The following is a 26,002-nucleotide window of genomic DNA, read 5'->3' on the forward strand; positions in this document are numbered from 1 at the left end:
GACTTATTACGTCGTCCGTATTAAGTTAATCACACTAAGAGAAGTTTAAGCAATTTGCTTTCCTACTTAGCGAGCCATCCAGTATACCATCAATTCGGTATGTGTCAAGCTTTTGTTTTAATTCGTTAGGTAACAACCTCTAAATCTTATCGATTATCAATCCCGTTGTCCCGATGAGGTGCGTATTATAGACGCTTTATTTTCTTAGTCAAGGGCTTTTTTCGTTTTATTTGATTTTTTATCGTTTGGTGTATTACCAATCTTATTTTAACCAAATCCACTAAAGTGCTTCCTTAACAGGAGATAAAGTATACTAGACTCTAGCAGATTAAGCAAACAGCCTGAGTTAATTTTATTAATAAAATCAAAATTTTGACATAGCCCACTCTCTTTTCATCTTATCTATGCGCTGGTTTTTCTGTCCACTAGCGATTAGAGCTTCCCCATCGCTTGGAAGAAATCCCGATAAGCGGCTACTTTTTTATCTAAAGCCAGTGGATACGCACGAGAGGTCGATGGTAACCTATATAAAGTAAGCTGACGCCCACCATAGTTATAGTCTATATGCTGATTGGTTTTGGGCATCTTAGATTTAGGAATAGCTTTGCCTTGCTCTTGCGCTAATAAGTCCATCAGGATTTCTGTCGCTTTACCGCCAGTGGTAAATAGTACGTCAACTTTTGGAACTTGGCTCAATACTTGCTTTAAATTAACCGCTTCTACAATGGTTAAGTCCTTATCTGCAGCATTACCTTGCTCACGGATGGCTTTTTTTACGGTGGGACACGAGGCGATAGCATGCTGACTCAAAAAATCCTTAATACGCTCAGGATCAAAGCGCTTCTCATCGCCCACACGGAAGTAGTCTGCATCATCAAAAAACACCCGGCCATATATACGCCACATATCATTATAGAAGTTAGGATAATGAAATGGCATCGCCCACTTATCTTGGGTTGGTGGAAAAGTTCCCATCATCATGATAGTAGCATTGCTGGGTAGCACTGGTTTAAAGGGATGACTCTCTATAGGCAACTCTTGCAAATGGTTTTCTCTTGTCGAACTCAAGGGATTAGCTCCTTATTTTGTCTCTTGTTATTTTTTTAAAATCAACGTGATTATTACTTTTTATTTCACTGGGTAAGTACTTGAGTTTTAAATAGTGTTTTTAAAATAGCTTGTAACATAGAGTATCTGAACTACGAAGTCTGTCAGTTGCTTTTGTTTTATTGGTATAATTGTTTTGTTAACTGCATTCCATATGTTTGGGTGCAGCATTTTTTTATCCAATTTATATTGTCACCTGTATCCCCTTGATACTCTCCCCTAAATTCAAGCCCGCTGTTCCCACACAGACGATGTTCAAAGAGGTTTTATGAACAATTTAAACATAGAAATTATTAAACACCCTTTAGTGCGCCACAAGCTGAGCTTAATGCGTGCCAAAGACTGTAGTACTTATAAATTCCGCACCTTAACCAGCGAACTTGCTCGCTTAATGGCCTATGAAGCGTGCCGTGACTTTGAAATCGAAGAATTCGCTATGCAGGGCTGGGATAATACAGAGATTACCGGTGAGCAAATTGTTGGTAAAACTGTGACAATCGTACCTATTCTACGTGCCGGCCTTGGTATGTTAGATGGTGTGCTCGACTTAATCCCGACTGCCAAAATCTCTATGGTGGGTTTGCAGCGTGATGAAGAGACGCTACAGCCTGTACCATTTTTTGAAAAGCTAGTGGCTGATGTCGATAAGCGTCCTGCGCTGATTATCGATCCGATGTTGGCCACTGGTGGCTCGATGGTAGCTACTATTGATATGCTTAAGAAAAAAGGCTGCTCTACGATTAAGGCATTAGTATTGGTTGCAGCGCCTGAAGGCGTACGTTTGGTAAACGAAGCGCACCCAGACGTGAAGATTTATACCGCCTCTTTAGACAGTCACTTAAATGAAGATGGCTATATCATCCCAGGTCTTGGCGATGCAGGTGATAAGATTTTTGGTACTAAATAAGTGTTTATAACCAACCATCAAAAGCTATCGAGTCATTAGCCATAACTCGCTATTTGCCATAACCAACTGCTGGCGATAATGAGCCAATAATCATAGCGAGTAGCGAGGGCAACAGCTTAGCTTATGCGATAATGCCTAATCAGATATTGCCTGTCTGATTGGGCATTTTTTTTGATCGCGTCCTCTTTGACCAACACCAACTGAGTGAAATCTAAAATCATCACATCATTGCGTCGTCCATCTCGAGTGCGCTTATTGTGCTTGATGGCAAAGGCTTTGACCTTATCAGACTGGGCTGTGATGAGGTTAATAATGATTGGATCGGTGGCTTTGGCTTTGCTATAAGATCGCAGTGCCTGCTGCAAGGCTTGATACGGATTCACAGTCGCAATGAGCAGTTTTTCTTGACGCACGCTCTTAGGCAGCACACCACCAAACAATAACACTTGTCCCACAGGTAACCGCTGAGTATGGCGCATCAGCTCATAGCGAAGCAGCTCGGGCATATCGGTATTAAATACATCTTCGTTTTGACGATAAAAGGCGCTGAAGCTGCGCTGTATATAACGTCCAAATACAGTAAAGTTCACCCAGTCTTGGTAGTGGGCATTGTGCTGTAGATGCTGACTAAACTGCTGCTGTGCTTGGGTGATACTCTCATCACTCGAGGCATCTGTTAAATCCGAGTTTTGTAATAACACAGCGATAAGCGCTTGTGCACTCTTAAAGCTTTTGTCTTGCCACAACAGTGGATATAGGCTTTCATCCAATAAAGGTAAAGCTGGCACAAGTTGTGTTGGGGGGCGTTTGACAAATAAAGAAAACATCAGATTTGGGGACTGTGGCCGGCAGCCTTTTCAAAGGCCAATATATTGCTGCGCTCGGTCGTCGACCAAGGCAGCTTCTTTGTACCCTCTTTATTTAGACGCACCAGCACTGACTCTCCTGTGGCCACTAAAGCTTGCTGAGCGGTACTAAAGTAAGCGTATTCCATAATAATACTGGTATTACCTAGCTTCTTAGTACGCACGCCGATTAACAAAGTATCTGGGAATACCACAGGCTTTAAATAAGTACAGCTCGACTGCGCCAATACGGTCGTCACCTCATTACTAAAAGCGCCTAGCTCATTAAGATAATTGATACGAGCCGACTCCGCATATCGGTAATAGACCACGTTGTTGACATGATTAAAGGCATCCATGTCATTCCAGACCACATTTTGCACATAAATACTGCCAAAGCCGGCTAAAGCTTCAGGCGGCTTAACATGCTCGCTTAAAAATTCACTGCTAGAAACGCTCTGGCTCATGGTAATAAACAATCCTTATGCAATTGGCTGACTCATGGGGTGAAACAAGACTGCCAGTAATTCTAAATTAACCTCAAGATAAATCAGAGTACAGAGCGCTAACCCCGCGCCACACCTCAGATGTATCCAAATTCTCAATACGCACGCAGTTTAGTTGTAGCTGGTTTAAGGTATCCGTTAAGCGCTTTCCAAAGGTCAGATAGTTAAAATCATTTAATTGATAGTTAGGCACGGCCTTATCTGATATCTCATCTATCGAAGCCATCAGCAAGCGCCAATTGGTAAACGCTTCACCACTGCTGATTAGTACCAAAGGCTTGTGCTTAGAGTTAGCGTCTGGGTTATCTAATGGGCTGATGTGTAAGCTATTTAGGCCATTTAAGTTAATTGCATCCGGTAACTTCGCTACTTCCGACAAACCCAGCTGTGGCAGCAGCTGCTTAAAATCATGCTCAGCCTGTGGTGGGCATTGGCGCTGATACCAAGCAATGGCATCGACACCCACGCCATTTTCTTGCAAAAAATTCACCAAAACTCGGCGGCCACCTCTGCCTCGCCAGACCAAAATACGATTACCCACCCCCAAGCGGTTCAGCTGAGGCATAAGCATCATACCTTCATTGCTGTACTCTACAGGACAATGCACTTGCCAGCCGGCAACGCGTAACACCTCGGCTGTGGCATGGCCTACCGCAATCACCGCACAGCGAGGAACAAAGCCTACCGGACACGCAGCCAGTCCCATACGAGCCGCAGTGGGACTGACCACTACCAAAGCCTGATATTGATCTGGCTGCTGATAAAAATGCTGTTGATATTGCTGCTCTCTTTGGCCAATCTCAATCGCTGTCAACTCAAGCAGCGGCAGTTCTAGTACCGTCAACCCTTTATCTTGCATGGCCTGCGTTAATGGCTGCGCACGTTCGATGGGACGGGTATTGATAAAAATCATAGCACCCCTTTAAGTGAGGTCATTTAAAGTTCAAGCAAATGGCGCCTAAGTTGGCAACACCCCCAATCATCACGCTTTGTCTTTATTGTTGTAAATGGTCGCTAATATACCATCTGCACCCAATGACAACAGCTCATCTGCCACATCTATACCCAATTGCTCAGCTTGTGCTTCACGGTCGGCTTGATTACCCATCAAAGCAATGCGCTTGTCAGCTTTAAGTAGAGTCGTTCCATCTTCTGAGCCCACACGGCCACGTAGCCATAGGGTCTTGTTATGCGACCCTGTGTCGTCATTTTCAGCCCCTTTTTCAATGACAGCAAAGGCGGCAATCGGCACCTGACATCCCCCTTCCAAACGGCGGTTCAAGGCACGCTCTGCCATGAGACGAATACGGGCTTGGCCATCGTTTAATGGCTTTAATAAGCTCAATACCGCGTCATCATCGCTACGACATTCAATAGCTAAAGCGCCTTGACCCACGGCAGGCAAGCTGATATCGATATCAATCTCTTGTTTGATACGATCACTTAATTCAACACGTTTTAGACCACTGGTCGCCAAAATGATGGCGTCATACTCGCCGGCATCTAATTTGCTTAAACGGGTCTGAACATTGCCACGCAATGACTTAATGATTAAGTCGGGGCGATGTGCCTTTATCTGACATTGACGACGCAAACTGGCCGTACCCACTACTGCACCTTGGGGCAGCGCATCTAGTGAATCATAGGTATTTGACACAAAAGCATCGGTTGGGGTTTCACGCTTACAGTAAGTGCCCAAGATTAACCCTTCAGGCAAAACCATTGGCACATCTTTTAATGAATGCACAGCAATATCGGCACGGCCATCATACAATGCCTGCTCAAGCTCTTTAACAAACAACCCTTTACCGCCAATTTTCGCCAGCGGGGTATCTAAAATCTTGTCACCTTGAGTAACCATAGTCACTAGATTCACCTCCAAATCTGGATATAGCGACTCTAGACGTGCCTTAATGTGCTCTGCTTGCCACATGGCTAAGGGGCTTTTACGAGTGGCAATATTAAGGGTTTTTAATGAGGTGGTGTGGGCTGATGTGGTCATAAATATCTTTTATTAGTATAAGTAGAAGAAGAAAGTATAAATACCCTCATATTTAACCATAAATAAAGGGGTAATGCAGTGTTGATATGTTTGTGTGGGCGCTTAGCACTTAAGTTTCAAGGCTTAACGCACAAAACTGGGTGCTAAAAACAGCGGCGGCTTAACTAGCATGGCTAGCGTCTGGTTTGCTATACTGCTTTAAGTATTCTAACCGCTTTGTGCCCTTTACTGGATTTTAACCGATATGACTGCAAATAACGATTCGACCCCTCTTGCAACCGATACAGCCACTACTACTTCTAACGCCAAAGCTGGCAGTGGACAAGGCCAACAAATGTGGGGTGGCCGCTTCTCTGAGGCTACCGACAGCTTTGTTGCCGCCTTTACCGCCTCAGTAGGCTTTGACCAGCGCTTCGCCAAACAAGACATCCAAGGCTCTATCGCTCATGCCACTATGCTGGGTAAATGCGGTATCTTAACGCAACAAGAAGTAGACACCATTATCAGTGGTCTACATCAAGTGCAACAAGAAATTGATGCTGGTGAATTTAACTGGTCTATTACGCTTGAAGATGTGCACATGAATGTTGAATCTCGCTTGACCGACATTATTGGCACTGTGGGTAAAAAGCTGCACACAGGACGCAGCCGTAATGATCAGGTGGCCACCGATATCCGCCTATGGTTACGTCAAGAAGTCGATAACATTGTTGAGTTGTTGGTTAAATTACAATCAGGTCTACTGACTTTGGCTGAGCAGCATACAGATACCATCATGCCAGGCTTTACCCATTTGCAAACTGCACAGCCCGTAAGCTTTGGTCATCATGTATTGGCTTGGTTTGAGATGTTAAATCGTGACACAGAGCGCTTAATTGACGCCCGTCGCCGTATCAACCAAATGCCTCTGGGTAGCGCCGCACTGGCCGGCACCACCTTCCCTATCGACCGTACCATCACCGCTGAGCTGTTGGGCTTTGAAGGTATTTGTGAAAATTCACTAGATGCGGTATCTGATAGAGACTTTGCGATTGAATTTACTTCTGCTGCGTCTATTTTGATGATGCATTTATCGCGCATGAGTGAAGAGATTATTCTGTGGATGTCAGCACAATTTGGCTTTGTACAAATCCCAGATCGCTTCTGCACCGGCTCATCCATCATGCCGCAAAAGAAAAATCCAGATGTGCCAGAATTAGTGCGTGGTAAAGCTGCCCGCGTCTTTGGTCAACTCATCACGCTACTGACACTCATGAAAAACCAGCCATTGGCGTACAACAAAGACAACCAAGAAGACAAAGAGCCGTTATTTGATTGCGTAGATACCCTAACCGGCTCACTACTTGCATTTGTCGATATGTTGCCTAATATAGTACCTAATAAGGAAAACATGCGCGCCGCCACCATGAAAGGCTATGCCACAGCCACCGACTTGGCTGACTACTTAGTGCGCCGCGGCGTTGCTTTCCGTGATGCCCACGAGGTAGTGGGTAATGCTGTTGCTCTAGGTATTAAACAAGGTGTGGATTTAAGTGAATTAAAACTTGAGCAATTACAGCAATTTAGTGATGCTATTGGCGATGATGTATTTGATTATCTGACCTTAGAGGGTTCACTGGCTGCGCGTGACCACTTAGGCGGCACAGCGCCAAACCAAGTCATCCAAGCCGTGGCTCGTGGTCGCAAACGTCTGGAAAAATACAATAGCAATTTGAAATAATCAGTTGATAATTAATAGGATAATACAATGACAGCGACTTTTGACCCAAAAGCCAATATGGTATTTTGCCGTAAGTATCAGCAGGATTTACCAAAAATGCCAAACCCACCTTTTCCCAATAAAAAAGGAGAGGAGCTCCAAAACACGGTTTCAAAAAAAGCGTGGGATGAGTGGTTAGAGCTACAAACGATGCTGATTAATGAAAACCATTTAAGCATGATTAACCCTGAGGCCAAAAAATTCATCACCGAACAGCGTGAGAAGTTTTTTGACAACGCCGATTATGAGCGTCCACAAGGCTGGACACCTGAAGGTGACAACAAGTAAGCCGCTTACTTCGCCACAACTCAGTAATCAAAAAAGGAGCGCTCATTTGAGTGCTCCTTTTTTTTGGCAGACATGTTGAGCCTGTTAGTCGCCGCTATTGGTATTGGTGCGAGCCGCAATATTATTAGAAGCCTCTTGCACCGCTTGTTCGACGGTGACAAAGTCGGTATGGCGCACATCTTTGCCACTGGTGCAATAAATCACCAATTCAGCAATATTGCGCGCATGATCGCCTACCCGCTCTAACGCCCGCAGAACCCACAGAATATTAATAACTTTGGAGACATGACGGCTGTCTTCCATCACATAAGTCATTAATGAGCGGCTGGCCGACTGATACTCTTCGTTGACCACCTCATCGCTTTGCAGCACCATAAAGGCTTGTTCAGGATCCATGCGGTTAAAAGCATCCAGCGCATCTAATAACATCACTCGGACTTGATTGGATAAGTGCTGCACTTCAGAGTAGCCCCGCGGAGAGACGCCTTCTTTTTTAAGCTTGCAAGCCATACGCGCAATTTTACTGGCCTCATCACCTACCCGCTCTAAATCCACCACCCCTTTTGATAGGGCCATTATCAACCTTAAGTCGCTTGCGGCAGGTTGGCGTTTGGCAACCAATAAGATCACCTGTTCATCAACCTTAATCTCCATCTGATTAATTTGATGATCAGCTTCAATCACAGTAGAGGCCATTTCCTCATTACTATCGACCAACGCGTGCGTCGCTAAGGTGACCTGCTCAGCTGCCATACGACCCATCTTTAAAAATAAATCAATGCACTGATTTAGGTCATGGTCAAAGCTTCGAGATGAGTGCTTTTCAGTGAACATTGTAAGGCATTCCTAAAGTTGGAAAATATCATGCAAGGTAGTAATAGACAGGTAATCATAAAAAACCCCAGTCCAAGTCAATGCTGTGTTAGCCATAACGGCCGGTAATATAGTCTTCCGTGGCTTTTTGAGCCGGATTGGTAAAGACTTGATTGGTCTCACCCATCTCAACCATATCGCCCAGATACATATAAACTGTGTAATCAGACACACGTGCCGCCTGCTGCATATTGTGGGTCACAATAGCGATGGTATAGTCGTGTTTTAAATCTTCAATTAAGTCCTCAATTGCACCAGTTGAGATAGGATCGAGGGCTGAGGTTGGCTCATCTAACAGCAATACCTCAGGCTTGGTTGCGACGCCGCGAGCAATACATAAACGCTGCTGCTGGCCGCCAGATAAGGATAGACCAGAGGCTTTTAGCTTGTCTTTGACTTCAGGCCAAAGGGCTGACTTTTTAAGCGCCCACTCCACACGCTCATCAAGCTCTGATTTGCTAAGCTTTTCGTACAAGCGCACACCAAACGCCACATTGTCATAAATAGACATCGGAAAGGGGGTGGGTTTTTGGAATACCATACCAACACGGGCACGCAGTAAGTTCACATCCACTGATTTATCTAAAATGTTTTTGCCATCAAGATTAATCAAACCTTCAGCACGCATACCAGGATACAGATCATACATGCGGTTAAAAGTACGCAGCAAAGTAGATTTTCCGCAGCCTGAAGGACCAATAAAAGCGGTGACTTTTTTCTCTGGAATATCGATATTGATGTTTTTTAGGGCTTTAAAATCGCCATAATAAAAGCTCAAATCACGCACCTGCATTTTAGCGGCTGGCATGTTGTCTGGTATATCCGCTAGCGTTTGCTGGTTAAAGCTTGTGGTATCCGGCTGAGCAATTTGGGCACCGGTAGTCATCGGCTGGCCCAGTAAGCTTGTCGCTTGCGTGCTGGTGGTTTTATTCACAGGTTTTCTCTTTAATGTATCACTCATAATTGTGTCCCATCTTGCGTGCAGTATGTGCTGTCATTGGTTGACTTAGTGCTTGTGCGTCATGTGTTGCTAAATTCAGTTTGGGCTTAGCGGCTTTGCTCTTTGCCACTGATTAAGCGGGCCAAGATATTTAGTGTCAGTACCGTCATGGTAATAAGTAGCGCCGCCGCCCAAGCTAGTGTGTGCCAGTTATCATAAGGGCTTGAGGTAAACTGATAGATGGTATTGGGCAAATTGGCCATCGCCTGATTCATATCGGTACTAAAGAACGGGTTGTTAAAGGCGGTAAATAGTAACGGCGCTGTCTCACCAGTAATACGCGCAAAGGCTAATAACACACCGGTCGTCAAGCCCACTCGAGCCGCTTTAACCGTCACTGTGGTAACCAGCTTCCATTTAGGGGTACCTAAGGCATAAGCAGCTTCGCGTAAAGTGTTGGGTACGAGGTTAAGCATGTTTTCTGTGGTACGTACCACAACTGGAATCACAATCAGTGCCAAAGCCAATGCACCAGCCCAACCTGAGAAGTGCTGACCTTTTACCATCAGCGCGTAGATAAATAGACCGATAACAATTGAAGGTGCCGATAATAAAATATCATTTAAAAAACGGGTTACTTTGCCAAGCCAGCTGCCTTGTGAGAATTCCGCCAGATAAATGCCAGCCATCATACCGATAGGCGCTCCAATAAATAAGCCTGAGAAAGCCAACATGATAGAGCCAACAATGGCGTTACGTAGCCCACCCTCAGTCTGTGGCGGCGGCGTGTCTGCCAAAAAGATCGGCATGTCTAAAACCGCTTGAGAGCCTTCAACAAACAAGGTAACTAAAATCCAAGCCAACCAAAACAAGCCAAATGCCATAGCAGAGATTGCAAAGCCCAAGCCAAGCTTATTAATAAAGCGGCGCTTACTATAAAGACCTTTGTTATAACGGCTCTCAAAACTTGAGGTTGAAATGGCGGTAGTGGCATTAGCAGAACGCATTGGCTTTTTTCTCCGTATTTGTCAAAAACCACAACCGCGGCTTTGACAAACTTATATTCGGTCATTTAATTCGTTGAAATAAAAAATCGTTGGTAAACGTTGGTAAATACTGATAAACAGTGAAGACTTGGTCGGTGACTAGAGTGACTAATTGCCTGCTTTTTTGTCGATACGCATCAGCATAAGCTTTGAGATAGACAGTACAACAAAGGTAATAACAAACAAGATTAGACCCAAATGTAGCAACGAAGCTAAGTGTAATTCACTGCCCGCCTCCGCAAATTCGTTGGCCAAAGCTGAAGTGATGGTTACCCCTGAAGTAAACAGGCTTGGGCTAATGTTATAAGCATTACCGATTAAGAAGGTCACTGCCATTGTCTCTCCCAAAGCGCGGCCCAGACCCAAAATCACCCCACCGACTACACCCGCTTTGGTGTAGGGCAAGATAATTTTGAACATCACCTCCCACGTGGTCGCACCCATGCCATAAGCTGACTCTTTTAATAAGTCAGGTACGACGGAGAACACATCACGCATGGTGGCTGCAATGAAAGGAATGATCATAATGGCCAACACTAAAGAGGCGGTAAACATACCCAAACCAATTGGGGCACCAGCGAAAAGCTGACCCACCAATGGCAGTGGAGAGACATGCTCAATAAACCACGGCTGAATATAAGTGCTAAAAAATGGCACGAATACAAACAGCCCCCACATACCATAAATAATAGAGGGAATACCCGCCAACAACTCAATAGCGATGCCCAAAGGACGCTTTAGAAATGCAGGGCACAGCTCAGTCAAGAAGATTGCAATACCGAAGCTGACTGGCACAGCGATTAAAATGGCAATAACTGAAGTGACCAAAGTGCCATAGATGGGCGCTAATGCACCGTATTTATCCTCTACCGTATTCCAGTCATTACTGGTATAAAAGCCCAGGCCAAACTCTTGGATACTTGGCCAAGCTCCTATAATTAATGACAGTAAGATACCGCCTAATGACAATAACACCAGTATCGCAAATGCTTTGGTCGCATTAACGAATAAAAAATCATAACGCTTTTGTTTTGCTAACTGGGAGTGTAGATCTGCCATGACAGCCTCGTTTTATTGAATACCTAAATAACACCTAATCTAGCTGCTACTGCTTGCGTACCTAAATAACTGGGTATTTAGGTACCTAAACGTTAATACAAATATTGCTTACTGCGCTGGGGTATAAACTGGCTTGCCATCTTTATCTACAACTTCATTCCACTTAGCTTTGAATAAAGCCACAGCTTTATCTGAGAAGGGTACAAAGTCTAAGCTCATAGCATCTTCATCACCGCGGGTATATGCCCAGTCAAAGAAGTTAAGCACGCCGGCCACTTTTTGTGGGTTTTTTGGGTTTTTGTGCACTAAGATAAAAGTAGCAGCAGCGATAGGCCACGCTTGATCGGTATCTGAGTTGGTAATAACCTTGTAAAAACCGTCTTGTTTTGACCAGTCAATATCACCGGCAGCGGCGAAAGTTTCAGCAGAGGGCTGTACGATATTGCCGGCTGCATTTTTCATGGCAGCATAAGACATGTTGTTTTGCTTAGCGTAAGCATATTCAACATAACCAATTGAGTTTGCCATACGACTGACATTGCTGGCCACGCCCTCATTACCCTTGCCGCCCACACCTGTCGCTGACGTTGGCCACTGCACGGTCTTATCAACACCGATGCTGTCTTTCCATTCAGGTGATACTTTAGCCAGATAGTCTGTAAAGTTAAAAGTAGTCCCTGAACCGTCTGAGCGAAACACTGTAGTAATCGCGGTGTCAGGCAGGGTCAACTCTGGGTTTAAGGCAGCGATTGCAGGATCATTCCACTTGCTGATTTTACCCAAGTAGATATTGGCTAACGTTTCGCCATCTAGCTTTAGTTCGCCAGGCTTGATACCTTCAACGTTGATAACAGGAACCACACCACCAATAACGGTTGGGAATTGGATTAAGCCCTCTTTTTCTAGCTCTTCAGGCGTCATTGGAGCATCAGAGGCACCGAAGTCTACTGTGTTTGAGACGATTTGCTTAATACCGCCTGATGAACCGATAGACTGATAATTCACCTGACCTTTGGTTTCTTTGTTGTAGTCCGCTGACCATTTGATGTAGATAGGCTGCGGGAAAGAAGCACCTGCACCGGTAATATTCATCTCAATGCCTTCAGCTGACTTGAAATCATCCGCTGCAGCAGACGTTGATTCTGAAGTATTTGCTGTGCTGGCTGCTGCCGAGCTAGCCACTGTCGTATCGTCAGCTGTTGCCGCTTCTTTCTTATCACAAGCAGTTAGGGCCAACATGCTGGCAACAGTGACAGCTAATAGTGAATAACGCATGGTCTCTCCTAAAGAGTAAAAAATGTTTTTATATAAAATATAAGAAATACAGAGACTTAATAACGGATAAAGCAAAGCGGCTTGATATAAATGACTGTAATTGACGACGCTTTTATCGGTCTTGTATTGGATTGAATACATTTTGACGTCTAAATATGACAGTTTGATGAAATGAATATCTTTTGTAAGAAATAGGTAACTTCAAAAAAAGTCGGGTGAGTAATGTTACGCAACTGTACTGCGCTGAACATTTGGCTATGACGGTGTTTGAACCTTACTGGCATAGCATAAGACGCTACTCGGTTAAGGATTCATTACATTATCTTTAACCATTAGAAAGTATCGCTAAACTAATTACCTGTAGAATTAGCCCTCGATGTTTTGGTGCAGACAATTAGGTTTTGATCGCGGTTCACTGCTTTTCACAGTAACGCCAAGATTTTATTGCCATCACAGGTGCCAATCATTTATTCCATTACAGGTCCAATTTATGAAAAAGCTTTTTATACCAGTTACCCTTCTATTAACCTTATTACTGAGTGCGCCTGCCAATGCTGGCCTTGCCTCTTGGTATGGTCCCGGGTTTCATGGAAAAAGAACCGCTTCCGGTGCTATTTATAATATGTACGCCATGACAGCCGCCCACAAATCATTGCCTTTTGGTTCAAAAGTAAAAGTTACTAACCTTAAAAATAACAAATCGGTGGTGGTAAAAATAACTGACCGTGGTCCTTTTGCGCCCGGCCGTATTATCGATTTGTCTAAGAAGGCCAACCAATCGCTAAATTGCAATCTTTGTAAAGTGACCGTTGAAGTATTAAGCAAAGGTGATGGCAAATACCGCAAACAATAACTTTGTAAAACCGCAGCGCCCTAGAAAAAATTAAAATAATATTGAGGACTGTTATTGCTCTAAAAGTTTGATAAGATAGCCCTTAATAAAACCATTAAGACTCGGGGTGCAGACCTTGCGTTATCTGATAGCCGCTGAAATGCGATTATAGATAACCACGCGTTTGCTGAGACATCACCCGTTGAACCTGATGCGGTTAATACCGCCGTAGGAAAGTCATTGCAACTCCCCTATACCTTATTTTTATCACAAAAAATACAACGCTTATTGCTATGACAGCCCTCGAGGGTTGTGAATTAATGCGTGCTATGCGCTTAAGATAAATCAGTTTGGATGTATCTTATCTCAGGTTACTCTAAGCGTTATGAGTCAATGTGTTTGTGTTAAAAAAGAGGGATTCGCTTTGTTAAGCGACAGAATCTGCACTCACTGAGTCTTTATTTTTACTACCGGTTTTTAGCCTTTTACCCTAAAAGCCTCTATGGCACCTTGCCATTAACAAAAAATAAGGACATTTCTATGAGTAATGAACAACACACCATTAAAACGCCAGCACACCGTAATGTAGAGGATGAGCGCTTCGATGAAGAGGCTCGCGACTTAACCCGCAGCCTGCCGGCGTCAAGAAAAATATATATCGAGGGCTCTCGTCCTGATATTCAAGTGCCGATGCGTGAAATCACTTTAACCGATACGCCCACTGGCGGCTTTGGCCTAGAAAATGGAGAAAAGAACCCGCCTTTTTATGTCTATGACACTTCAGGCGTCTATACTGACCCGAGTGTCGATATTGACCTCACCAAAGGCTTACCAAAGCTACGTGAAAAATGGATTGAAGAGCGCGGCGATACCGAAGTTTTAGACGGCTTATCAAGCAACTATGGTCAAGAGCGTGCGCGTGATATCAAAACCGCCAACATCCGTTTTGCTCATATTGATAAACCTCGCCGTGCCAAAGCTGGCAAAAATGTCACTCAAATGCATTATGCCCGCCAAGGTATTATCACGCCTGAAATGGAATACATCGCCATCCGTGAGACCCAAAAGCAGCATGAATTAACCGATATGCGCCAACATGCCGGCGAGACCTTTGGTGCCAATACCCCAAAAATCATAACCCCTGAGTTCGTGCGTGCTGAAGTGGCCGCTGGACGCGCTATTATCCCCAATAACATTAATCACCCAGAGTCTGAGCCGATGATTATCGGGCGCAACTTTCTGGTAAAGATTAATGCCAATATCGGTAACTCAGCGCTGGGCTCAAGCATTGATGAGGAAGTATCCAAGATGACCTGGGCTACCCGCTGGGGCGCCGACACCATCATGGATTTATCGACTGGTAAGAACATTCATGAAACTCGTGAATGGATTATCCGTAACTCACCTGTGCCTATCGGTACGGTGCCTATCTATCAAGCGTTAGAGAAAGTTGACGGCGTCGCTGAAGACTTAACGTGGGAGATTTTCCGCGATACGTTAATTGAGCAAGCCGAGCAAGGCGTGGATTACTTTACTATTCACGCCGGCGTGCTACTGCGCTATGTGCCTTTAACCGCAAAACGTCTTACAGGTATCGTCTCTCGTGGTGGCTCTATCATGGCGCAGTGGTGTCTTGCTCATCACAAAGAAAGCTTCTTATACACCCACTTTGAAGACATCTGCGACATCATGAAGCAGTATGATGTGGCCTTTAGCTTAGGCGATGGTCTGCGTCCAGGCTGTTTGCAAGACGCCAATGATGAGGCTCAGTTTGGTGAGCTGAAAACCTTAGGCGAGCTGACTCAAGTGGCTTGGAAGCATGACGTACAGGTGATGATTGAAGGGCCAGGTCATGTGGCGATGAACCGCATTAAAGAGAACATGGATTTGCAGCTTGAGATGTGTTCTGAGGCACCTTTTTATACCCTTGGTCCATTAACCACAGACATCGCACCAGGCTATGATCACATTACCAGTGCTATTGGCGCCGCTATGATTGGCTGGTTTGGCACGGCAATGCTGTGTTATGTGACCCCAAAAGAGCATTTAGGTCTGCCTAATAAAAAAGACGTGAAAGATGGCATCATCACTTACAAAATCGCCGCTCACGCCGCTGACCTAGCCAAAGGCCACCCTGGCGCTCAGGCACGTGATAATGCGTTATCGAAAGCCCGCTTTGAGTTCCGCTGGGATGATCAGTTTAATCTAGCCTTAGATCCAGACACGGCTCGTGAATTCCATGATGAAACACTGCCAAAAGATGCGCACAAGTCTGCCCATTTCTGCTCTATGTGTGGGCCTAAGTTTTGCTCAATGAAAATCACCCAAAATGTGCGTGAGTATGCAGCCGGCCTGCCTACTGGTGTTGAGGTCACCCCAAGCAGTGGCGAGCTTAGTGATGCGGTGCATCTTATCAAAGAGGTCGACACTGAACTGGTTAAAAAAGTAGGTGAAGCCAGTTTTGAAGAGGTACAAAAGGGCATGGCTCAGATGACAGAGAAGTATAATAGCGAGGGACGCCAGCTTTATAAAGAGGTGTAAGCTGTACTGTAGGACAAAGGGCTTTAATCCCAATCGCCATTTTTATTAAATAAAAAGCTTGAACCTCTAGATGGAGGTTCAAGCTTTTTTATAAGCTTATAGTGCTATTAGCAGATAGAACACCTAACTCACTATAACAATTATACTTTAGAGGCGTTATAGATTTTATCGATAGACGCATCGATGGTGGCTGCGAATTCTTCGTCTGTTTGAGACTTTGATAGGCCTTCAGTGAAAGCACGTGAGAAGCTGGCAATCATACCTGGATTTTGAGCTAAGCGATCACAAGACTCATCACGGCTATAGCCACCTGATAGCGCCACTACTTTAAGCACTTTTGGATGATCAATAAGCTCTTGGTAGAAGCCTTTTTCTTCAGGCAAAGTCAGTTTTAACATCACTTGATGATCATCATCTAAGCTATCTAGGTTACGTAAAATCTCTTCTTTTAATAACACTTCGCTTTCAAGCTTGTCTTTGCTTTCAATGTTTACTTCTGGCTCGACGATGGGCATAAAGCCTTCAGATAAAATTTGCTTAGCCACATCAAACTGCTGCTGCACCACAGTCTCGATACCATGCTGGCTAGCTTGATGAATCACAGAGCGCATCTTTGTGCCAAAAATAGGATAATTTTTCGCTTTTTCTAGTAGTGCTGCTAAGTTTGGAATCGGCTTCATCACTTGTACGCCATCGATCTCTTCAGCCAGACCTTTATCTACCTTTAAGAAAGGCACAATGTTTTTGTCTTCCCATAGATAATTGGCTGTTGGCTTACCATTGACTTCGCGATCCATAGTGTCTTCAAATAAGATGGCACCTAATACACGGCCACTATCAAAAGTCTCACATGTCATGATGCGAGTGCGCATTTCGTGTACTTTAGCAAACATCTCTTCATCATTTGAGTATTCGCTCTCTTCCACACCGTACATACGTAATGCTTTTGGGGTGCTACCGCCACTTTGGTCTAAAGCTGCGATAAAACCGATGTCATTTTTGATGCGTTCTAACTGTTGCTGATAGCTCATAGTGCTTCCTATTTCTATTAAAGAGTCATGAAAAAAGGGGAATAAAACCAGTGACTTAATTTTTGTTATAAAGGTAACATAGGACGACAATAAAATCCTTAACCTTAGTGTTTAATGGACTGATTGCTTAGTATCTAAGAAAAATCTAGGCCCAAATCCTATACCAAACTCTATACCAAATCCTATGACAGTCACTATCAAAATAATCTTTGCGCCTATTATACGCTACTGCGACTGAAAAATAAGTGGCTGACAAAAAAATCCGCGTCCCAGCTCACATATGATATAAAAATGGGGCTTATTAGGGGTATAAACGTGAGTATGGTATTTGAATGGTTAACGCAGCTTGTGTAGATTTGGTGGCTCTGTGATAATGGCAGGCTTAAGCTGCGCGCTCATAGCCACAATTAAACAACCATAGCTTTGCGCAGATTTACTCTATTTTATTTTTATTTGAAGGATATTCCATGAAAGCTTTGACCACTTTAATGATGACTGCCACCCTTACTATAGGGGCTCTTGCTACAGGTTGTCAAACCACCACCAATGTAACACCTGCGACCTCACATGCGCACCCACAAATTACCACCCATCCTTTGACCAATGCTGCACTACAAGCCAATGATTGGCAGTTAATCGATGCCATGGACAACAATGGTAACAAGGTTACTGACCTATTTATCGATCCTTCCAAGCCACTAACACTAAGCTTCAATAAAATTGACAATCATGACATGGTGTCATTTATCAATACTTGTAATAACATCTCATCGGCTTATACCATCAGTGATAATAAGCTAAAGCTTGGCAATATTATGAGCACTATGATGGCCTGTCCAGATGCTGAAGCTAAGTTCGATGCCGCTACAGTGGCCACAGCCATGGGTAATTACACGCTAAGTGAAGATACCAACAAACATCCCATGCTGGTTATCAGTAGCGAAAAGCAAGTAGCGCATTTTAAAGCAGTTCCTAAGAGCAAATAATCAGTCTGTAACAGTTATTGATGACTGACTGATAACGTATTAATAAAAAGAGCACCTGTCTTATGTCAGGTGTTTTTTTTGGCGGCAAGTTTTGAATAACGTCAAGCTGGCATGCTGATAGTTTTTAACAATATCATGACCAAAATTCATGTTGATTAAAAAATATACTATTTAGCACATGAGCATAGAACGCTCTTTAATGACTCAGCTTCATGCTCAATATGGCTTGTTTATCAGATATCACACCAACAAAAAACCACATCAAAAACCCTTTAAAGCCTTATATTACAAGACTAACAGCTAAAATATTATTGCAATATCCAACCCACCCTAGGCGTTACGATTAGATAGCTTAAATTATTAAAACTCAATAAGATGAATTTAATTCATGTTTTATTTAAATAGTATCGTTTTTATTCATCTCATACTTTGAGTATCATTCATCTCATACACAAATTTGGTTTTATCTTGAACAACTAGGGTAGCAAATATTATGAGCAATAAATTTACTTATTCGATTTCAAAAATCCGTTTTGATGAACACTATAAGCCGGCTGATAGCACCCGTCTGACCACCAACTTTGCAAACTTAGCACGTGGTGAGAGCCGTCAAGAAAACCTACGCAAGACGCTGACCATGATTAATAATCGCTTTAATGCACTGGCAAATTGGGACAATCCAAATGCTGACCGCTATTCTGTTGAAGTTGATATTGTTTCTGCAAACTTAGATGTCGAGGGTAATGGTAATACCTTCCCAGCCATTGAAATCCTGCAAACCACCATTGTTGATCACAAACAGAACAGACGCATCGAGGGTATTGTTGGCAACAGCTTCTCATCGTATGTGCGCGACTATGACTTTAGCGTGGTACTGCTAGATCATTTTGATAAAAATCCAAACACGCCGCCACCTGCAAGCTTCGGTGTCCTACATGGCAAACTGTTTCAGCATTTATTAAACTCAGACGCTTATAAAGCCAATTTTAATAAGCAGCCTGTCATTTGCTTGAGTGTATCGACCAGCAAAACTTATCATCGCACTACCAACCAACATCCGGTATTGGGGGTGGAATACAAGCAAGATGAGTATTCACTGACTGATGACTACTTCCACAAAATGGGCTTAAGAGTTCGTTACTTTCAACCTAAGGGTAGCGTGGCTCCATTGGCCTTTTATTTCTCAGGTGATTTACTCGCCGATTACACGGACCTTGAATTAATCAGTGCCATTAGTACCATGGAAACCTTCCAAAAGATTTATCGCCCTGAGATTTACAATGCCAACTCAGCGGCAGGTGATGTGTATCAGCCGAGCCTAAACTATCAAGACTATTCACTGACTCAAGTGGTATATGACCGCGAAGAGCGCAGCCAACTGGCAGTAAAACAAGGCAAGTTCACTGAACAGCAGTTTATCAAGCCTTATCAAGACACGCTTAATAAGTGGGCAGCAAGCTATGAGGTGCGCTACCCTGCTGAAGCGGTCAAGCCTCAAAAACACGCGGCTTAATGGTTTATACAAAAAACCTTGTACCGCCTTTTAAACTAAGTTTTTTTAAGCCTTATTAAAATAGAGAAGATAACCACCATGGCAGTATTATTACCGACTTCGACCGCTGGCAGCTTACCCAAACCCTCTTGGTTGGCTGAGCCTGAAAAGCTTTGGTCACCTTGGAAACTAGAAGGCGATGAGCTGATTGAAGCCAAGCAAGATGCGCTGCGCTTGACCTTACAAGAACAGCAACATGCCGGCATCGATATCGTTAGTGATGGCGAGCAGACCCGCCAGCATTTTGTGACTACCTTTATTGAGCATTTAGATGGTGTCGACTTTAAACAGCGTGAAACCGTCAAAATACGCAACCGTTATGAGGCCAGTGTGCCCTCGGTAGTGGGCGCAGTAAGTCGTCAAAAGCCAGTCTTTGTCGAAGACGCTAAGTTCTTACGTCAACAAACCGATCAGCCAATCAAGTGGGCTTTGCCTGGCCCGATGACCATGATTGACACCTTATATGATGGTCATTATAAAAGCCGTGAAAAACTGGCTTGGGAGTTTGCTAAAATTCTAAACCAAGAAGCCCGTGAGCTCGAGGCGGCTGGTGTAGATATCATCCAGTTTGATGAACCCGCCTTTAACGTATTTTTTGATGAGGTCAATGACTGGGGTATTGCCACCTTAGAGCGTGCCATTGAAGGTCTAAAGTGTGAAACTGCCGTGCATATTTGCTACGGCTATGGTATCAAAGCCAATAATGACTGGAAAAAGACCTTAGGCTCAGAGTGGCGCCAATATGAAGAGGCGTTTCCTAAGCTGCAACAGTCAAACATTGACATTGTGTCGCTAGAATGTCAAAACTCACGGGTGCCCATGGATCTAATTGAACTGATTCGCGGCAAAAAAGTCATGGTTGGTGCCATTGATGTGGCCACCAATACTATTGAGACCCCAGAGGAGGTGGCGGATACCTTACGTAAAGCGCTGCAATTTGTGGATGCAGACAAGCTTTATCCTTCGACTAACTGTGGTATGACGCCGCTGTCTCGCCAAGTCGCCCAAGGTAAGCTAAAAGCATTGAGTGCTGGCGCTAAAATTGTTCGTGATGAGCTAAGCTCTTAAGCTGTAGTCATCTCAAAAAAAGCGGCTCATCTGTAGCCGCCCTCGTTTTTTGATTTAGGATTGAAGTAATGATTGAAGCTACTGACTTTAGAGATGCCATGTCTTTGTTGAGCACCGCCGTCAATGTGGTGACCACCACTGGCGACTCTGGCATGCATGGGTTCACAGCCTCTGCGGTGTGTAGCGTTACTGATATGCCCCCAACTTTATTGGTTTGTATGAATCAAGCCTCACGCTCACACAGCCATTTTGTTAACAATAAAATTTTGAGTGTCAATGTATTGGGCGCGCAGCATGAATCCCTCTCTAATGCCTTCGCCTCAAGACTCACTCAGGCTGAGCGCTTTGAGCAAGGCCAATGGACTGAGCTTGCCACCGGAGCACCGGTATTACAAGATGCCTTGGTCAGCTTCGATTGTGAGATTGAGCAAATCCAGCAGATAGGTACACACAGCGTATTTATGTGCCGTGTGGTAGATATTCAGCTGCCTAAAGCCGAAGATACTGCTGAGCAAAGTTTGGTTTACTTTAATCGCTCGTACCACCGGCTAGGCCAATTGGGTCAACTGGCACTATCCTAACCGAGACAGTTATTAATGCCGGTGGCTATTTTGCTTAAAAGGCCTTATAAATAACACAGCTTTTAAATGAAATGGCTGTCTCAATAAAGTAGCCCTCTAATCCAACTTTTAACTGAGAAGAAATTACCCTGTGGAATTAATCATCTTTTTAATCATTGGCGCTCTGGCAGGATTTGCAGCAGGGCTATTTGGCGTGGGCGGTGGTACCATCATCGTACCGCTGTTGTTTATTGTGTTTACTCAAATGGGCTATGACCCAGATACCATCATGCATCTAGCATTAGGTACCTCACTGGCGACCATTATTGTCACCTCGATAAGCTCACTTATGGCGCACAATAAAAAGGGCTCAGTGATGTGGCCGGTGTTCAAAAACCTAGCGCCTGGCATGGCATTAGGCTGCTTCTTTGGTGCAGGATTGGCCGGCCAGATATCGGGACTACACCTACAGATTATTGTTGGTATCTTCTTGCTGTGGGTAGCCTATAGGATGTTCTTCGGTGGCAAAAAGGCAGCGGCCAGCACGACTGATGCCAATACTGCACCGGCCATACTGCCGTCAAAACCTAAACAGCTAGCAGCAGGAGGGGTGATTGGTATTGCTTCTGCTATCTTCGGTATTGGTGGTGGCAGCTTAACTGTGCCTTATTTGACCCGTTATGGCGTGGTTATGCAAAAAGCGGTCGGTACTTCTGCAGCTTGCGGCTTACCTATTGCCATCGCCGGCGCATTGGGCTTTATGTTATTTGGCATGCAGCAAAAAATAGATGTCCCTAATACCATTGGTTTCGTACACATTTATGCTTTTTTGGGCATCAGTGTCATGAGCTTTTTTACCGCCAAACTGGGCGCAAAAGTGGCGCACATTTTATCACCTGCCATGCTAAAAAAATGCTTTGCCATATTGCTTACGGTTGTGGGCTGTTATTTTCTTTACAAAGGACTACGTTAAGTTTTCGCCTCATTTATAACTTAATAAGCTTGGCTCAAGCCTGCCATCAAAAAGCCCCTGCTAGATATCTAGCAGGGGCTTTTTCGTGCTTGTCCGTGAATGTGCTAAAGTCATATCGGCGTCAGCAGTATGATACTTTATTACTCGCTGACAGCTAATGTCAGCGAGTAATAAAGTATCATACTGAGACTATCGTAAAGTATTGATTTTATTAGACCTCATTTTCTGCAAAAATAAATAAACCATCATACTCAAATCTAAAATTTTATTACAGCTGTTCTTCTAGAAGTAATAAAGTATCATACTGATAAAACTCTTTAATACTGAATGCTATCGGTTAATAATAGTAGTCTATGAATAAGAAGTTATAATCTTTCCCGCACGATCTACATCACCAGTTTGAATAAACCGATACCCGTGATTATAAAAAGCAGAATCATTGCATGGCCTATGACCAAATTTACCACAATGAATTTCAGAAGCATGACTATAGCTTTTTACAGCCCAATGTTAAGTATGATCTTGTTAGATTTTTTGCGAGCCGAATCATAATTTGTTAGGTGTTAATGACTTCTTGATCAAGAGGTCATTAATCTTATTATAATCACTTAATTTTTAAATATTGGAAGCATTAAAAAGCTTGCCAATACTATACATAGCGTTGGCAAGCTTTTCCTAGTCTGGTATTTTACTGAGATGATGTTTTTAATACTAGCGTTTGAGTATGGTTTATAGAATAAGGTTAGGTAAACATACACCACTAGAATGTGTAATATTATAACGCACCCAGCCGTCTCTAGTAACAATAGTTACTCAGACGCTAATCACCTAATCAATTAGGTGCTATGACTATAAAAGCCTATCAGTATTGGCTATACCTCGTTAACAATAAAAAAAGATGCTCATACGATATGGTATATAGCGTGAGCATCTTTTTTTAATCTAGCACATTACTTAGTTGACGTTATCAACACTGGGGTTTATTTTACACAAAGAATGTGATACTTGCCGTTCTCGACTTCCACGCCATGGGTATCGTGTTCAAAGCCTGGGAACTTATTATCAAATGCTTCTAGCGCCTTTAAATAAGATAAGATAGGACCATCTGAACCACCCGTATTCTCGCCTGGCATAAGTATTGGAATGCCTGGTGGATAAGGTACAACGCCTGTCGCCACAGTACGATTTGCTATATTATCCAATGCTAAGGATTCTATCTCATTGTTTACCAAATTTTCGTAAGCTTCCGTAGGTGATAAGTCGGGTGTAGGTAAAAAGGAAAAGCCCGCCGCCATATTGGCAGTAGTTTTTAGGTCACGCATGGTTGTAAACATATCGTTACATAGGTCTTTTAAGCCCATATTTTGATAGCGTTTAGGATAGGCTTTGACCAATTCTGGCAATGCTTGTTCTAGCCGTACATTTTTATCATAGTCTCGTTTAAAATTGCCCAATTCGCTTATCAAGGTACCCCATTTGCCTTTGGTGATACCCAGAGAAAACAAAAACAAAATGGTAAAATCGATGGTTTTTTCCACTTGAATACCATTGTGAGATAAATAGCGGGTAACAATGGTTGCAGGAATGGCGGGCATATCGGCATCGACATAAGTGCCATCAGCAGACATACCTGGCATTAATACGGAGACCTTAATAGGGTCTAGCATCGCCCAATTGGCAGGAATATTACCAAACCCATGCCAAGGTGCGTTGGCTTGTAGCACCCAATGCCGACTCGATGAGGTCAATTCACTGGCATTGATGGTGTGCAGATTATCTGGTTGCCAACCATTGAAAAACCAATCATCTTTTAGCTTTGCATCAGCATAAAATTTGGCAAGCATTTGTCGAAATGCTACTGCCTCAGCGATACTTTCTGACATAAGCGTTTTACCGCTATTGCCATCCATCATAGCAGCTGCAACATCATTAGAAGCAATAATTGCATAATTGGGACTGGTCGACGCATGCATCATAAAAGATTCATTGAATCTGGCATGGCTTACTGGCTTACGCCCATCACGTACATGAATGTAAGAGGCCTGTGATAGAGCAGCGAGGAGCTTGTGCGTCGATTGCGTGGCAAATACTGTCGGGGCATTTTGGTCACGTGGCTCATCGTGCATGGCGAATCGACCACGGTACATAGGATGAAATTTGGCATATCCGTACCAAGCCTCATCAAAATGCAAATGGTCACAGCTACTACCGAGTAATTTCTCTAGCTCGCTCACGTTATAACAAATACCATCGTAAGTAGAGTTAGTAATAATTACGTGTTTCGGCTGTTTATCCACAACTTTTTGTGCTAGGGGGTTGTCTAAAATACTTTGGCGAACGGCTTCTGGCGTCAATTTTTCTGGCAAAATAGGTCCGATTATGCCTAAGCCATTGCGACTCGGCACCAAATAGCTAGGAACAGCCCCGCTAAGGGTAATCGCATGTTCTGCTGACTTATGACAATTTCTATCAATTAATGCAATCTGGCCACGTGTCACACTTGCCATCATAATCACACGATTGGACGTTGAAGAGCCGTTGGTCACGTGATAGGTGCGATCAGCACCAAACACCTGTGCAGCGTATTTTTCGCTCATCCCAATCGGACCGCTATGGTCGAGTAGTGACCCAAGTTCCCCTACGGAAATAGACAAATCTGACCGTAGCATGTTTTTGCCAAAATAATCGCTAAAAAATCTGCCAACAGGATGCTTCATAAAGGCAACTCCACCATTATGCCCTGGTGTATGCCAAGAGTATTCATGATTTTGCCCAAATTTTACCAAAGCATTGAACATGGGTGGCAGTAACCTGTCGCTATAACGATTTATCGCCGCCTCGATACGGCCACTAATAAATTCTGGTGAGTCTTCTAATAACCAAATATAATCGTCAAATTCAGAAATTAAATCCGGGTCAATATTTCCTGCAGTACTGCGATTGGAGCACAGAAAAATTGGTAAGTTATTGCGATGATGGCGAACCAAAGTCACCAAATCAGCTGCAGGGTTTTCTTTGGCATCTTTGCCAGGTAAGTCCCAATCTATTAGAACAAGTGTGATAGCACTATCAGCCAGCACAATGCTTTTACCATCCTCAGCGTTATCTGCTAAAATGACCTCAATATTACGTATCTGTAGTTCATCAACTAAGGCACATGCTATACGACCTGCAACGCTCCTTTCCTGAAATTGTGAGTGGATAAAGAGCACTTTCTTAACAATATTTTCAATCACATATGGTTTCATTGTATCGTTCCTTTTATTAACTTATCGTATAGTGGTTGGCGTGGTAGCGACTGAATTGTTATTATCCATTTCATCAATAATCGGCAATTTTAAGTCGAATTTGGTTGATACCACTTTGCCGTACAATACCCATCCTGCAAATGTTGCGAGACCACCCCATAACATGGCATCTGGACCTGCACTGTATAATGCATAAAAACTATAGATAGTACCAATGAAAGCAATGATTCCAGTAAATATCACTTTCTTCTGCGGCACATTGGCAGACTTTAAAAGTACCAAAATAGCGGACATTGACATAATATAGGGCACTAAGTTAGTAACAACAGCTAGATTCACTAAGGTATCAAACTGTTTGCTTAAATCAGGACTAATAGTCATTAGTGATAGTAACGTTTGCACAGTAGCTAACACCAACATACCTACTACAGGAGCATTATATTTATTTAAACGACCAAATAATGGCAGAAAATACCCGGTAATCACCCCGAAAAACAATAACACGTAAAAGTAGAAACTAACTGCTAAAATACCAGCAGGAGATTTCGACATGAAAAAATCAAGATTTACCGACACTCAGATTGTTAATATACTCAAACAAGCA

Annotated in this window: 23 protein-coding genes and 1 riboswitch; of the genes, 10 read left to right on the forward strand and 13 right to left on the reverse strand. The window is 43.5% G+C overall.

Annotated elements, in window-relative coordinates; all coding sequences use genetic code 11:
- Positions 1 to 432: 432 nt before the first annotated feature.
- Positions 433 to 1,068, reverse strand: a complete 636-nt coding sequence (locus JMX92_RS10785; protein WP_011961470.1) for a DNA glycosylase — start codon at positions 1,066 to 1,068, stop codon at positions 433 to 435.
- Between the two features lie 307 nt (positions 1,069 to 1,375).
- Between JMX92_RS10785 and upp the strand changes: the two genes are divergently transcribed.
- Positions 1,376 to 2,014, forward strand: coding sequence for a uracil phosphoribosyltransferase (upp, locus tag JMX92_RS10790; RefSeq protein WP_011961471.1), 639 nt, complete (start codon positions 1,376 to 1,378; stop codon positions 2,012 to 2,014).
- Positions 2,015 to 2,130: 116 nt separating this feature from the next.
- Here upp and JMX92_RS10795 read toward each other — a convergent pair whose 3' ends face one another.
- The 4 genes from JMX92_RS10795 to hemC all read right to left on the reverse strand — a co-directional run bounded on the left by JMX92_RS10795 (position 2,131) and on the right by hemC (position 5,367).
- Positions 2,131 to 2,802, reverse strand: a complete 672-nt coding sequence (locus JMX92_RS10795; protein ID WP_227675355.1) for a hypothetical protein — start codon at positions 2,800 to 2,802, stop codon at positions 2,131 to 2,133.
- Between the two features lie 38 nt (positions 2,803 to 2,840).
- Positions 2,841 to 3,326, reverse strand: coding sequence for an acyl-CoA thioesterase (locus JMX92_RS10800; RefSeq protein ID WP_155587298.1), 486 nt, complete (start codon positions 3,324 to 3,326; stop codon positions 2,841 to 2,843).
- Positions 3,327 to 3,399: 73 nt separating this feature from the next.
- Positions 3,400 to 4,278, reverse strand: a complete 879-nt coding sequence (locus tag JMX92_RS10805; RefSeq protein WP_201545564.1) for a uroporphyrinogen-III synthase — start codon at positions 4,276 to 4,278, stop codon at positions 3,400 to 3,402.
- A 69-nt stretch (positions 4,279 to 4,347) separates the two neighbouring features.
- Positions 4,348 to 5,367 carry a hydroxymethylbilane synthase gene (gene hemC, locus JMX92_RS10810; RefSeq protein WP_011961475.1) on the reverse strand — a complete coding sequence of 340 codons (1,020 nt, stop codon included), beginning with the start codon at positions 5,365 to 5,367 and terminating at the stop codon, positions 4,348 to 4,350.
- 334 nt (positions 5,368 to 5,701) lie between these two features.
- Between hemC and argH the strand changes: the two genes are divergently transcribed.
- Both argH and JMX92_RS10820 read left to right on the forward strand, forming a co-directional pair.
- Complete coding sequence (argH, locus tag JMX92_RS10815) at positions 5,702 to 7,087, forward strand: argininosuccinate lyase (RefSeq protein WP_041773855.1); 1,386 nt, start codon at positions 5,702 to 5,704, stop codon at positions 7,085 to 7,087.
- A gap of 27 nt (positions 7,088 to 7,114) precedes the next feature.
- A complete protein-coding gene (locus JMX92_RS10820; RefSeq protein ID WP_011961477.1) occupies positions 7,115 to 7,414 on the forward strand; it encodes an oxidative damage protection protein in 300 nt (99 codons plus the stop codon).
- Positions 7,415 to 7,498: 84 nt separating this feature from the next.
- Here the strand turns inward: JMX92_RS10820 and phoU are convergent, their stop codons facing one another.
- The 5 genes from phoU to pstS all read right to left on the reverse strand — a co-directional run bounded on the left by phoU (position 7,499) and on the right by pstS (position 12,607).
- Positions 7,499 to 8,248, reverse strand: coding sequence for a phosphate signaling complex protein PhoU (gene phoU / locus JMX92_RS10825; RefSeq protein WP_110817161.1), 750 nt, complete (start codon positions 8,246 to 8,248; stop codon positions 7,499 to 7,501).
- An 88-nt stretch (positions 8,249 to 8,336) separates the two neighbouring features.
- Complete coding sequence (gene pstB, locus JMX92_RS10830) at positions 8,337 to 9,248, reverse strand: phosphate ABC transporter ATP-binding protein PstB (RefSeq protein ID WP_011961479.1); 912 nt, start codon at positions 9,246 to 9,248, stop codon at positions 8,337 to 8,339.
- 86 nt (positions 9,249 to 9,334) lie between these two features.
- Positions 9,335 to 10,234 (reverse strand): phosphate ABC transporter permease PstA, encoded by a 900-nt coding sequence (pstA, locus tag JMX92_RS10835; protein ID WP_011961480.1) that lies wholly within the window; start codon positions 10,232 to 10,234, stop codon positions 9,335 to 9,337.
- A 147-nt stretch (positions 10,235 to 10,381) separates the two neighbouring features.
- Positions 10,382 to 11,332: a phosphate ABC transporter permease subunit PstC gene (pstC, locus tag JMX92_RS10840; RefSeq protein WP_201545566.1), complete on the reverse strand. Its 951-nt coding sequence runs from the start codon at positions 11,330 to 11,332 to the stop codon at positions 10,382 to 10,384.
- Between the two features lie 108 nt (positions 11,333 to 11,440).
- Positions 11,441 to 12,607, reverse strand: coding sequence for a phosphate ABC transporter substrate-binding protein PstS (gene pstS, locus JMX92_RS10845; protein WP_201545568.1), 1,167 nt, complete (start codon positions 12,605 to 12,607; stop codon positions 11,441 to 11,443).
- Positions 12,608 to 13,097: 490 nt separating this feature from the next.
- Here pstS and JMX92_RS10850 point away from each other — a divergent pair, with 490 nt between their 5' ends.
- Both JMX92_RS10850 and thiC read left to right on the forward strand, forming a co-directional pair.
- Positions 13,098 to 13,460: a septal ring lytic transglycosylase RlpA family protein gene (locus tag JMX92_RS10850; RefSeq protein ID WP_201545570.1), complete on the forward strand. Its 363-nt coding sequence runs from the start codon at positions 13,098 to 13,100 to the stop codon at positions 13,458 to 13,460.
- Between the two features lie 92 nt (positions 13,461 to 13,552).
- Positions 13,553 to 13,691: riboswitch (TPP riboswitch) on the forward strand.
- A gap of 288 nt (positions 13,692 to 13,979) precedes the next feature.
- Positions 13,980 to 15,980 carry a phosphomethylpyrimidine synthase ThiC gene (gene thiC, locus JMX92_RS10855; RefSeq protein WP_227675356.1) on the forward strand — a complete coding sequence of 667 codons (2,001 nt, stop codon included), beginning with the start codon at positions 13,980 to 13,982 and terminating at the stop codon, positions 15,978 to 15,980.
- Positions 15,981 to 16,120: 140 nt separating this feature from the next.
- On the opposite strand, the gene JMX92_RS10860 is transcribed toward thiC, so the two are convergent.
- Complete coding sequence (locus JMX92_RS10860; protein ID WP_201545571.1) at positions 16,121 to 17,011, reverse strand: fructose bisphosphate aldolase; 891 nt, start codon at positions 17,009 to 17,011, stop codon at positions 16,121 to 16,123.
- Positions 17,012 to 17,478: 467 nt separating this feature from the next.
- Between JMX92_RS10860 and JMX92_RS10865 the strand changes: the two genes are divergently transcribed.
- From JMX92_RS10865 to JMX92_RS10885, 5 genes are all read left to right on the forward strand, one after another.
- A complete protein-coding gene (locus tag JMX92_RS10865) occupies positions 17,479 to 17,997 on the forward strand; it encodes an META domain-containing protein (protein ID WP_201545572.1) in 519 nt (172 codons plus the stop codon).
- Positions 17,998 to 18,490: 493 nt separating this feature from the next.
- Positions 18,491 to 19,510 carry a DUF1852 domain-containing protein gene (locus JMX92_RS10870; protein WP_011961488.1) on the forward strand — a complete coding sequence of 340 codons (1,020 nt, stop codon included), beginning with the start codon at positions 18,491 to 18,493 and terminating at the stop codon, positions 19,508 to 19,510.
- A 78-nt stretch (positions 19,511 to 19,588) separates the two neighbouring features.
- Entirely contained in the window at positions 19,589 to 20,617 is a 1,029-nt protein-coding gene (locus JMX92_RS10875) for a methionine synthase (RefSeq protein ID WP_201545573.1), read from the forward strand.
- Between the two features lie 68 nt (positions 20,618 to 20,685).
- The gene (locus tag JMX92_RS10880; protein ID WP_201545575.1) at positions 20,686 to 21,198 is read left to right on the forward strand and encodes a flavin reductase; all 513 of its coding nucleotides are present in this window, start codon (positions 20,686 to 20,688) and stop codon (positions 21,196 to 21,198) included.
- Positions 21,199 to 21,328: 130 nt separating this feature from the next.
- Positions 21,329 to 22,150: a sulfite exporter TauE/SafE family protein gene (locus tag JMX92_RS10885; RefSeq protein ID WP_201545577.1), complete on the forward strand. Its 822-nt coding sequence runs from the start codon at positions 21,329 to 21,331 to the stop codon at positions 22,148 to 22,150.
- 980 nt (positions 22,151 to 23,130) lie between these two features.
- Here the strand turns inward: JMX92_RS10885 and JMX92_RS10890 are convergent.
- A complete protein-coding gene (locus JMX92_RS10890) occupies positions 23,131 to 25,398 on the reverse strand; it encodes an Orn/Lys/Arg decarboxylase N-terminal domain-containing protein (protein ID WP_201545579.1) in 2,268 nt (755 codons plus the stop codon).
- A 21-nt stretch (positions 25,399 to 25,419) separates the two neighbouring features.
- Positions 25,420 to 25,950 carry an amino acid permease gene (locus JMX92_RS10895; RefSeq protein ID WP_201545582.1) on the reverse strand — a complete coding sequence of 177 codons (531 nt, stop codon included), beginning with the start codon at positions 25,948 to 25,950 and terminating at the stop codon, positions 25,420 to 25,422.
- Positions 25,951 to 26,002: the final 52 nt, after the last annotated feature.

It is taken from the genome of Psychrobacter sp. H7-1, from assembly GCF_904846585.1.
GTDB classification, from domain to species: domain Bacteria; phylum Pseudomonadota; class Gammaproteobacteria; order Pseudomonadales; family Moraxellaceae; genus Psychrobacter; species Psychrobacter raelei.